Genomic DNA, 11,074 nt, shown 5'->3' with positions numbered 1-11,074 from the left:
ATTTAGTATAGATTCAATAGCATAGCTTTAATTTTCCCTTTATATATGAATCAGGTACACCGCAGAACACTGTAAAATATTTTGCATCTTTCTGTGATCATAAGTCCTCTTATACTTTCCTGTATGTCGCTATTGGCCTGCCTGCATTACTGTTTGTATTTATTTGGTAACTATTCATTGACAAACTTATACATTTCATCGATTTTACGCCTTAGCCTTTTGTTTATAATACTGCAACATTTATTTATCATGTTCTGGAAGTTCGTTAATCCTGGCGTAATATTCAAACCTGATAGCCATATAAAACCGTGGTATAATTTTTCTTACCAGTATTACGATAAATGCAGAAATCATTATGAATCCTATTAAAAAGTAATTAATCACAGCATAATAACCGGTATTTCCTGAAAATGAAAGGATAAAAGCTATGGTAAGAATTATAGATGACAGGACAGGCATAAAAAATTTTTTTCTCCTGAATATTTTTATCAATGATATGTTGGAAATTATATGTATTATAATATAAACGAAACTGATTATTCCGGCTATGATGACAAAGGAATTGAAAAATCCCCCATAATATCCACTGAATATAGCAATGCCAGCAGAAGTCACAGATAAAATTGCTATCAACTTATTCCGGTTAAATTCACCTTTCAAATTAAAATCATGATAAAACTTTGGCACCATGTGGACAAATGCATTAAGGTATGACACACTTAAATTGAATGCACTCATGATGCCAAAAAATGAGAATAATATCAGGAATGGCGTTCCAAGCCTTGCCTGTACCAGCTCGGTGATATAAAATGAGTTGCTTTCATATGCACGGAGGCCTGCAAATCCAGCGAACATTAGCAATGCAAATGCCGAAACTGCCATTATTATCCCGGATATTGTAAAGGATAGAAATAAAGACTTTGGAGTGTTTATATGTGAACTCGCAGTCTGTTCTGAAATAAATATACTCGATCCACCGCCTGAGAATGCCAGTATGCCAAATATGACGCCGAAGAAGAATGGATTAAAGGAAAAATTTATCCCGGAAAATGAAAAACCTGGAGAGCGGTAGATTATGAATATTATACTCATTAAAATAATAAAGGCAATTTCAAGAAAACCGGCAATTAGAGTATAGGTTATCGATACTTTTAACCCCCTTGATACAACATAGTAAACCGTCCCTATAAATATAAGAAGGAGCACATACTTTAAAACCGGAGCAGTGAAGCCAGCCAGCTCCAGAATTGAATATGAAAATCCTGAAATGAACAGTGATATATTGGGAACGGTGAGTACAGAATATATAATATATAGCAGGAGAACAAAAAACCCTGCCCCCCTGCCAAGTGCATTGCCCACATATGAATAGTAACCGCCATTTGTAACATATATCCTGGAAAGGGAATATATTGTATATAATGTGAAATAGGAAAGCAGAAATGAAAAAATAACGACGAATGGAAGCATTGAACCAGAATATGCAGAGATAATTGAAAACAACGCGATGAAATCCAGCATAGGTCCGATGGATGTAAATGATTGCATCACTGCACCGCGGAGATTAACTGATTTCATGGTACGGAATTGCAATATGGTTAAAATTCTTATTTATTCATCTTAATTTATACTGTATAATAAGTATGTGGATTTTGCCTTAACCCACGAAAGTTATTTTTCTATAATGTTTCTTAGTTTGTCAAGATTTATTTCCATAAAGGCTACCGGATTTTGAATCCCGAAATCAACCAGAATTGAGGGGTCCATTTCTCCTATTATTCCCAGTGTTGTGTTTTCATAAACAATATCTCCTCCTCTACCTGATATAATTTCATTATAATTGCCCTGCAACACCTTTGCACCGGCATTTATTGTTCTTGCCAGCAAATATTCAAGCACAGCATAAATGTCTGAATAAGCTGCCTTCGAATTGTTGTACAATACACAGAGATGGCTTTCCTGATTTCCGGAAACAACAACCTGCCCTATTTCAAAAATTTTTAAAGGCAGTTTTCTCCGCTTATTAATTGCAAGAAGGCTTATTATGCCTGGATATAATTTATCTCTAATTACTGAGTATTCTAAACTTTTAGGGTTGGTGATTATTACATCTCCTGAATATCCTGTTTTCCTGTAAAAATCTTCTGAATTCAGGATAAAGCTTCTGACTTCCTGGTAATTTATAGATGTTAATATTCCTTTAATTATATTCTCATCTTCGTTCGGCGTATATGGAACACCTGTACCGGAAGTTTTCAGCGGCTTGGCTGGAATGCGCCAGTAGCCGTATGCCTTTGCTATATCCTCTATAATGTCTACAGGCCCCATAACATCTATGCGGTTTCCGGGAACGTTTACCCTGTAACCACCCGATGTTACTTCACATCTGTATCCCATCTTCCTCAACAAAATTACAGTATTTTCAGGTTCCAATCCCATAAGTTTTGTAACTTCTTTATGTGTAATCTCTATCTTTCTCCAGTCATAGTTGATGGTATTCCTATCTGCATCAGGTATCAGTACTTCATAGCCAATATACGCCATTTCATAGGCAAAGAGGTAAAACGCAGAAAGCACTGCATTATAGTCTGTTCCGGTTATATCAAAGAAAAGCTTTGATGTATTATTTCCAATTTTAGATTTCAGCCCGTTTATTATGGGTGGCATTGACATTACATCTTCCTTGCTGTCCAGTATTACAGGCACCATTTCGTCAGACGAGATTAGTTGATGGTATTGTTTTCCCTTATCATGCTTCTCCAGTATTTCCCCGGCTGTTCCATGGAAATTGTCGTATGTTGTGAATTCTAAAGTTTTTTTATCCCGCATGGTAAACAGGAATGGAGGTGAGATATTATCCAGGTCGTGTATGCCTATAGCCATCTTTTTTCTTGATTTTCCAATAGTTTCGTGTAGTTTTTCCTGATAATCTATTATATGGCTATAATAATTTCCAAGTGGCTTTCCACGGGCGACAAAGGACATCACATAAGGCCTTTCGGATTCTACAATATTATCTACACGGATTAGTTTATCTGATTTTTCGAAGAGCGGCTTTATTCTATAATTGCCGTCATAAAATATTTTCATATTGGATTTTAATGCATAAAATGAGAAAAGATCTGGCCTGTCAGGATTAAATTCCAGCTTTACTTCATTATTTTCTTCTTCTATGGAATATCCTATAATCCCCGCAAAATCACTTAATTTTGAGTAATAATTTATACCGATTTCATGGATAAGGTCATCCTTGTTTTCCTTTATTACAACCATTGTAAACTGATACTAACAATTTATATAAATTTAGTTTTTTGTTTTTCCCTTTGCATATTCCCTCAATATGAATCGTATAAGGTCGTTCACAGATATGGCATTTCCATTGTTTACTTCCTCTTCAAGTTCTGTGTATATATTTCTTGGAAGTTTCAGGTCTACCTTGCTGGTAGCATTTTCCCTGTTTTTTGTTATAAATTCACTGATGGCTAAACGTATTGCCTCTGAAATACTGCTATATTGATTTTTTTCCACTATTTCCTGAAGTTGATTAATTAAATCTTCAGAAACTCTGATGGTAATTCTGTAAGGGACCGACATTTTAATGGATTAAATTAAAACCCGATATAAAGTTTTGCCATACTACTTTTAGAAACACCATAATGTACATTTTCCTATGTAACCGGTATTAATAAAAAGTATATGGTTCAGTAGGACAATAAAACATTAAAATTATACAACTCAACACACAAAGATTTATTAATATGCATTATATTCAAATTGTGGGCTTTGTGGCGTAGCCGCAAGAACAATTAACATGATAAAACCTTATTTGCATGTAAGGGTAAAGTGTAGAAAGCTGGAGACCTTCAGGGAACAGGCACAAAAATAATATAACTCCCAGAGAGGGTAATGTGCATGGGAAGCATTGCCTGATAGCAAAGCCTTATCAAAAATTAGAGATAAACAATGTATTATCTTATAAAATATGGATATGATGGAACATCATTTACGGGTTTTCAAAGGGGGAATGGTGAAAACAGTGTTGAGGATTCAATTATAAAAATACTGAAAAAATACGGTATTGGAAATAACATTGAAAGTGCAGCAAGAACTGATAGGTATGTATCGGCAAGGGGAAATGTTATGCTGGTTGACACAGATACAAATATAGGAAATGTCATGGGAATCCTGAACGCCAGAATTCCAGGAATGTTCTTTTATTCCTATTCGGCACTTGATAGATATTTAAACCCCAGGCACAACTCCATGAAGCAATATTCATATATTATAACTGAGAATATTGATATATCCAGGGTAATGGAAACGCTTGGAGAATTTGTGGGGCAGCATGATTTTGTAAATTTTTGTAAACTGGACAGTAGGAATACTGTAAGAACTATAAAATCAATAAATTATTCAACCCGCAATGGATTTTACATAATTAATATCCAGGGGCGTAGTTTTGTATGGCATCAGATACGGAGCATGATGGCTTTTGCACTTATGGGGAAAAAACACCCTTTCTCACTGGAAAACAAATTTACGTATCTGGCAAGCCCGGAGCCCCTGGTATTAATGGATATATCATATGATAATGTAACTTTCAAAAACTTCGATTTTAAACGCCATAATCATTATTTCATGGAAAAAGAAAAAATTACCAGGACGGGGTATATGCTTTATGATATTTTTGGGAATAATCGGGACAAACAGGAATAATATGCATATTATTCATGAAAAAATAAAAATAAAATTATATAGAAATAAGTTCTTATGTGCTTAATGATAACAGAACAGATATTCTTAAAGGACTCATACTTAAAGGAATGCGAGGGGAAAGTCCTTATGTGTGAATTTACAGATTTGACTGTGGACAAAACTATTTTTTTCCCTACTATGGATGGGCAGCAGAATGATAAGGGTGAAATAGTTATTGACGGAAAAACTTATGGAATAGTGGACGTGTGGACAGACGGGGACTATATTCACCTTATTTCTCTGGATACATATCCGGAGAATGTGGTTGGAAAAACAATTCAGCAGAAACTGGACTGGGATGTCAGGAGTATCCATATGAGATTCAGGACGGCCATGTTTATAATATCTGGATTGGCTTATAAGTTTTACAACGCCAAATCAAGAATAAGCCAGACATATGATGACAAAGCATGGGTTGATCTTTATATAGACAACATTACAGAAGACATAGTAAAAAATATCACTGAGGAAGCAAACAAAATAGTGAAGCAGAACATTCCCATAAAGATAGAATACATGAACAATAATGATTTTCCACGGGAAAAACAGAGAATGAGCTATTCCACGGGGACATTGCCAGATGATGAAGAACTGAGGGTCATAAACATTGCGGGGCTTCCATTGCAGTCTGATTATGGCCTCTATACGGCAACTACATCCGAAGTAGGCGAAATAGAAGTGGCCAGTTCAACCGTTAAAGGGAAAATAGATAAACGGCTTACAATAACTTTGAAATAAATTTATGCCTGCATAATTTATTTTTATAAATTCCCGGCGAGAATTTTTAATTAAGTCTGTAAAACCGATAGGTTGAATTATGATTATTTTATATGATTTTAAATGGATGAACTGAATTTAATAAATAGACTGAACAGGGGCATTTCGTATATTGGAATTGCTATAGCTGTTCTTGGATTCTTTTTTACAATCCCTTTTCTTATCAAAGACATAAACTCAATAATAGGTGTTTCAGGTTCCTATTTTTACCTTCATATTACCGTTACCAGCAATCTGGCATATATATTTCTAATATCAGGCATTATTATAGTTCTGGCATCTTTCACACCATTCATTTATAACAGCACTAAATTTGCAAGTTTTGATATAAAAAATAATGAGTATTATTTCTCTGCACTTGCTGTTTACATGGCTTTGCTCGTATTTTCCTCTGTAATTATAGAAGTTTTTGATCCGTCAATAGCAGTTAGCCCGGTATCAAAAATGCCATTAGGGGAACAGAATTTTATCTATCTCATGAGTTCTGTTTTTCAGGTTCTCATATTTGAGTTTATACCTATTACAATATTAATTGCCATAATTCTGCTGGCTACAAAAAAGTTCAAATTTTCTTCGTTCCTGAATCCCTACGGTCATGTTAAAGAGTATCTGATAGTTTTTATGATATTGCCCGCAGCAGTAGCTGTCCTAATTACAAATTATAATATTTATGATTCCATTCTAATTTACCTTTCAACACTGGCACTCAGCTTTATTTATATAAGATATGGATTATTAAGATCAGTCTTTGCCAGTTTCGTTTCCTCGTTCATTGAATTTGCACTTACTGCCTTTGCCGGCAATGTTATAGTATCATCGATCACTTCAGTTTTCATATTTATATGGGCATTTCTCGGGCTTTACACTGTGACTTTTTATATTGTAGATAGAAATAGAAAAGCCTCCCGGGAAAGAGGCACGGATGAACCGGCACAATCTGGAGAACCCAATACGGCAGCGAAAATTCAGCCAAGGATCAAAACACCACCTGATGAGCTCTGGATAAGAAGTGCATGCCCCAATTGTGGAAACGTGGAATACAGGATAGGGCCAGATATGTCCCTTGAATGCACAAAATGTGGCCAGAAACTGGATAAAGATTACACAGGGCCATATAATATAATTATTAACAATATTATAGGAAGGAGGCAACCATAAATAGGAAACAGGTATTATTTTATATCACAATATTGTTATATTTCTGTGCTACAATATATTTATAGATAACATTTTTATCGTTTTCCGTGGCAGATAATTTAAAAAGAAATATTCTTGGAACAAACAGGCTTGTATGGCAGGGCTGGGGAATGACTGCTCCCGCCGCTGATATAGCGTATCTCCTTGGAGGTATAGCACTGGTAGCTCTGGGCGCAACTCCACTATCAATACTGGTGGGTTTTCTTATATATTTAACTATATTGAATACTTCCTACAGGTTTTCCAGCAAGTATGTTTCCGCAGGGAGTGATTTTACCTATGTGGGAAAGAGTATAGGGGGATTCATGGCAACATTCGAAGGGTGGAATTTGCTTTTCGGAACAATATTTGCTTATGCGGGGTTTGGCATGCTTGGACTTGCTGGATTTTTTGGCATATTTGATAGTAAAATCTTGACCGGCGGATTATGGATTCCCATAGTACTTGCATTGAATGTTATAACCTTTATAATACTCTATAAGGGAATCCGGTTTTCCACAAATTACCAGATAATAACCGGGATCGCAGAATTCATCATTCTTATAGCCGGGGGAATAGGCCTTGTTATACTTGCAGGGAAGAATAATACGCTTGCGGTTTTTTCGCCGTTTATTGCCAGTGGCGGGATCATAGGATTCGCACATTCCCTTACCCTGTCCGTGGTAACATTTATAGGGTTATCTATAGCATTAACTGCAATTTCTGAAGAAGCACATATACCCAAAAAAACGGTTCCAAAATCATTATTAATTTCCTCAATTATAATAGGCGTTACTATAGTATTCCTATCATATGCTATGACAGTTGCATGGGGGCCATCGAGAATGCTATCCTTTGGAAATTCTGTGGATAATGGGTTAGTTCTTTTCAGAGAAGTGAGCCCAATAATGTTCGGGCTTCTCTTCATATTTACTGTCAATAGTTTCATGGGAAACAATATATCTATGGGAACTTCCATGACACGGATATTTTACGCATTTTCCAGGGATAATATAATTTTCCCCGGAATATTTTCCCGCACTGACAAAAATGGAACTCCTGTTTATACAACAATTTTCATTCTGGCTATATCCGTATTCCTGTGCATGGTATTCGGGATATATTTTGGCCCCATAGATGGAGGCTACGTGCTTTTGTTTGCCGATGCATTTTTCTCATTCCTGATCAGATCCATATCTTCTTCAAGTCTTATAATTTCAACATTTAAGGCAGGGAAAATTAACAAAAAAACCCTCACCGGATATTTGATTGCACCTGTAATTTCAATAGTTGCCCTTATAGCTGTACTGGCATCAAATTTCTTCCCCCTTCCTGCATATCCATATAACTTTGCATCAGTGCTGGGAATCGTAATAATAGTAGTTGTACTTGCAATTACATTAATTACATGGATAAAGAGACCTGACACTGTCAAAAATGCAGGTTCCACAACAGTAGAAGAAACGCCCGCAGATGCAGTGGATTAATAACTGCCACTGGATAAATTACTTTAGTTTAATAATCAAATAGCAATATTTTTTTGAATTCCTGGATGGAGCTATAAAATTTTTTACCGGATATTTTCGTAAATGTTTTTATACGCGCATGAATTCATGAATAGATTATTATGGTAACTAAACCAGCAAGAATGTATTCAAAGATTTCAGGCCCAGCATATACGAGAAAGGAGTTTATGGGCGGGGTTCCTTACCCCAAGATTACCACATTCGTACAGGGTAACCAGAAAAGGGAATTTGAAATTGAAATGCAATTAGTAGCAGAAGAAGCGTGCCAGATAAGGCATACAGCCCTGGAAGCTGCAAGAATTTCTATTAACAGGAAATTACTTGAAAACGTGGGAGCTGGAAATTATTTCCTTCATATACGCGTGTACCCGCACCAGGTAATCCGTGAACATAAAATGGCTACCGGAGCAGGTGCTGATAGGATATCCAGTGGTATGAGAATGGCTTTTGGAAAACCGGTAGGAACAGCCGCAAGAGTCCATATTGGAGAAATTATTATGGTTGGGAAGGTAGACAGAGCCAGCGCTAAAACCATGAAAGATGCTTTAAAGAAAGCTTCCATAAAATTGCCTACACCATGCAAGGTAATAATAACAAAGGGAAAAGAAATAACTTCAAAAATGGGATTATAAATTTATTTTTTTAGGGCCTTTTCACGGCTCGCTATAAAATCCTGAATTAATTTTGCAGCAAGCATTGATGTATTGCCATTATCGTATAGTGGCGTCATTTCATTTATATCAAAACCAATTATTCTATCTGATATTGATGTTAATATGCTGCGAACATCATATGATGTAAGCCCGTATGGCTCTGGAGTTCCAACGCCAGGTGCATATGCCGGGTCGAAACCATCCATATCAATGGAGAAATAAACCCTATCCGATGTTTTTTCCATAACTTCGCTTATAACTTCATCTATGCCTGATGCACGGACCTCATTTGCTGAGATGAATCTAACATTTTCATATTCTCCTGAAGCTATTTCCTCGTATGATGTTGACCTTGTCCCTATTGAGATTATTTTGTTTTTACCCAGGAGTTCAAGAGCCCTTCTTGTAACACATGCATGGTTATTCTTATTGCCCATATATGAATCCCTGAAATCAGAATGGGCGTCAATAATTACCATTGTAATATCTTTAAGGTTGCGCAGTGCACCTACTGTAAGGGAGTGCTCACCACCAAGCATTACCGGTATTTTCTTGTCGTGGAATATTGTAGCAGTGGCCGTTTCAATCTCACTGAGTATATAATCAACATCCTCATAAACCGGGAGGTCCCCAAGGTCACATATTTTTGCATCGAGAAGGTTTATACCATAATTTACCTCATATGATTCAAGATTATCATAGGCAGCCCGTATGGAATTGGGTGCCAGCCTGGAACCTCTCCTGTAACTGGACGTATTATCGAATGGGGCCCCGAATATCACATAATCTGCATCTTCATAGCTGGCCAGCGCGTCAGCAATTTTTAGATTGGAAAACTGCGACATTAATTCTGCAGCATTATTTTCCTTTTTCCCATAGCTTCCCAATATGGCACCTCCATTCCCGGTTTTAATTTATCCTGATCTTCTGGCTCTATTGGCAAAATAAATGTTTCAAAACTTTCAGAATCCATCATCTGTGCTTCATTATTTGCAATAGAAAGTATCTGTGCATTCTTTTTAACGATTATAGGAACCTTGATTTTATGTTTCACTGGGTAAACAACACTGTGCTTCTGCCCATCAAATACTCCTATGGCGACAATTCGCCCTTTTGCTTCACCGTGTTTACCTGGTTTTGACATTGTAATATCAACTATTTTACAGGGTGAATCATCTATTAACATGTATCTTCCTACTTTTAATTCCCTAACTTCAGCTTCTGTCCAGCTCATATCTTATCCTTTGGTTAATATTTTAAGCCTTTATATATTTTTATATCTATATGGCTATTTAGTACTTTTTATTGAATGCGTAATTCAAAATGGCATATTCCCAAAACCACCAGTTCCACCCTTACGCCTGATTGATGAATTTATCAGGTTTTCATCCAGTCCATCCGGCAGTCCTTTGCCGTTGATATAATCAAACAGAATTAATTTGAAAATATTAGTATATGTAAAGTTGAGTATCAATCCAAGAATTATCAAAAGCACGGCAATTATTATAATGGGAAGGATGACAGCAAAGGATATTCCTGCCCCTGCAAGAACTACTGAGAGTAACAGTAATATGAAACCGGAACCTGTGAAAATAAGTGTATAAATATCTATGTATATGACACCGCCGAATGTGTTTCCAAAATGGGATTTTATTGTTTCCACACTTTTCTCTATTGCTCTTATGGGCCCAAGTTTATAATCAAGTATAGATGGAACTACAAAAAAAGTAGCCACAGTTATTGCAAATGATCCCATTGAAGCAATAATTATGCCGCCTATTCCCCTGACCCGTGATTCTATTGCTCTCAGTATCATCAAAAGCACGCTATAGAGTATTGCCCATTCAAATGCCTTGCCTGAGTACTGCCTTGAAATGGATAGGGCTTGTCCCATGGAAACCGGATTTCCAGACCTGTAACCACGGTAAGATATCATCATGGCTATTATCAGCAAGGTTGCAACGAAGTACGTGAATACATATGCCAGAAAAATACCCAGAATATAATAATAATCAGAATAGGGTGTAACAGGTACCTCAAGAATGAGCAGAACAAAGGTGGCAATGAATATGATACCGCTGATCAGGCCAGTTATTACGGGATATAAATATAATTTTTTATTGCCTGAAATACTCTTTCTAACCTGTTTCGCGAGTTTCCAGCCGCTTTTTAGGCTTTCAAACATAG

11 protein-coding genes are annotated in these 11,074 nt (G+C 36.3%); 5 read left to right on the top strand and 6 right to left on the bottom strand.

All coding sequences use genetic code 11. The annotated features are described in order from the left end of the window. Positions 1-240 precede the first annotated feature (240 nt). The 3 genes from FACI_RS06030 to FACI_RS06020 all read right to left on the bottom strand — a co-directional run bounded on the left by FACI_RS06030 (position 241) and on the right by FACI_RS06020 (position 3,594). Positions 241-1,548, bottom strand: a complete 1,308-nt coding sequence (locus FACI_RS06030; RefSeq protein WP_187288940.1) for an APC family permease — start codon at positions 1,546-1,548, stop codon at positions 241-243. A 123-nt stretch (positions 1,549-1,671) separates the two neighbouring features. Further along, a complete protein-coding gene (gene pheT / locus FACI_RS06025) occupies positions 1,672-3,273 on the bottom strand; it encodes a phenylalanine--tRNA ligase subunit beta (protein WP_009887241.1) in 1,602 nt (533 codons plus the stop codon). A gap of 30 nt (positions 3,274-3,303) precedes the next feature. Then, entirely contained in the window at positions 3,304-3,594 is a 291-nt protein-coding gene (locus FACI_RS06020) for a ribbon-helix-helix domain-containing protein (RefSeq protein ID WP_009887240.1), read from the bottom strand. A 369-nt stretch (positions 3,595-3,963) separates the two neighbouring features. Between FACI_RS06020 and FACI_RS09805 the strand changes: the two genes are divergently transcribed. The 5 genes from FACI_RS09805 (at position 3,964) to FACI_RS05995 (ending at position 8,866) form a co-directional block, all read left to right on the top strand. After that, a complete protein-coding gene (locus FACI_RS09805; RefSeq protein WP_009887239.1) occupies positions 3,964-4,716 on the top strand; it encodes a pseudouridine synthase family protein in 753 nt (250 codons plus the stop codon). Between the two features lie 63 nt (positions 4,717-4,779). Continuing rightward, the gene (locus FACI_RS06010) at positions 4,780-5,493 is read left to right on the top strand and encodes an alanyl-tRNA editing protein (RefSeq protein WP_009887238.1); all 714 of its coding nucleotides are present in this window, start codon (positions 4,780-4,782) and stop codon (positions 5,491-5,493) included. A gap of 102 nt (positions 5,494-5,595) precedes the next feature. Beyond that, positions 5,596-6,690: a hypothetical protein gene (locus tag FACI_RS06005; RefSeq protein WP_009887237.1), complete on the top strand. Its 1,095-nt coding sequence runs from the start codon at positions 5,596-5,598 to the stop codon at positions 6,688-6,690. A gap of 86 nt (positions 6,691-6,776) precedes the next feature. After that, the gene (locus FACI_RS06000; protein WP_009887236.1) at positions 6,777-8,195 is read left to right on the top strand and encodes an APC family permease; all 1,419 of its coding nucleotides are present in this window, start codon (positions 6,777-6,779) and stop codon (positions 8,193-8,195) included. Between the two features lie 140 nt (positions 8,196-8,335). After that, positions 8,336-8,866, top strand: coding sequence for a 50S ribosomal protein L16 (locus FACI_RS05995; protein ID WP_019841616.1), 531 nt, complete (start codon positions 8,336-8,338; stop codon positions 8,864-8,866). Between the two features lie 2 nt (positions 8,867-8,868). On the opposite strand, the gene speB is transcribed toward FACI_RS05995, so the two are convergent. The 3 genes from speB to FACI_RS05980 all read right to left on the bottom strand — a co-directional run bounded on the left by speB (position 8,869) and on the right by FACI_RS05980 (position 11,072). After that, a complete protein-coding gene (speB, locus tag FACI_RS05990; RefSeq protein ID WP_009887234.1) occupies positions 8,869-9,774 on the bottom strand; it encodes an agmatinase in 906 nt (301 codons plus the stop codon). Then, positions 9,732-10,121: a translation initiation factor IF-5A gene (locus FACI_RS05985; protein WP_009887233.1), complete on the bottom strand. Its 390-nt coding sequence runs from the start codon at positions 10,119-10,121 to the stop codon at positions 9,732-9,734. Before FACI_RS05985 ends, speB begins: the two co-directional genes overlap by 43 nt. Positions 10,122-10,205: 84 nt before the next feature. Then, positions 10,206-11,072 carry a DUF6159 family protein gene (locus FACI_RS05980; protein WP_009887232.1) on the bottom strand — a complete coding sequence of 289 codons (867 nt, stop codon included), beginning with the start codon at positions 11,070-11,072 and terminating at the stop codon, positions 10,206-10,208. Positions 11,073-11,074 lie beyond the last annotated feature (2 nt).

Source organism: Ferroplasma acidarmanus Fer1, from assembly GCF_000152265.2.
Taxonomy (GTDB): domain Archaea; phylum Thermoplasmatota; class Thermoplasmata; order Thermoplasmatales; family Thermoplasmataceae; genus Ferroplasma; species Ferroplasma acidiphilum.
Note: the sequence above shows the minus strand (reverse complement) of the source record. Positions and strands in the feature narration are given on the sequence as shown.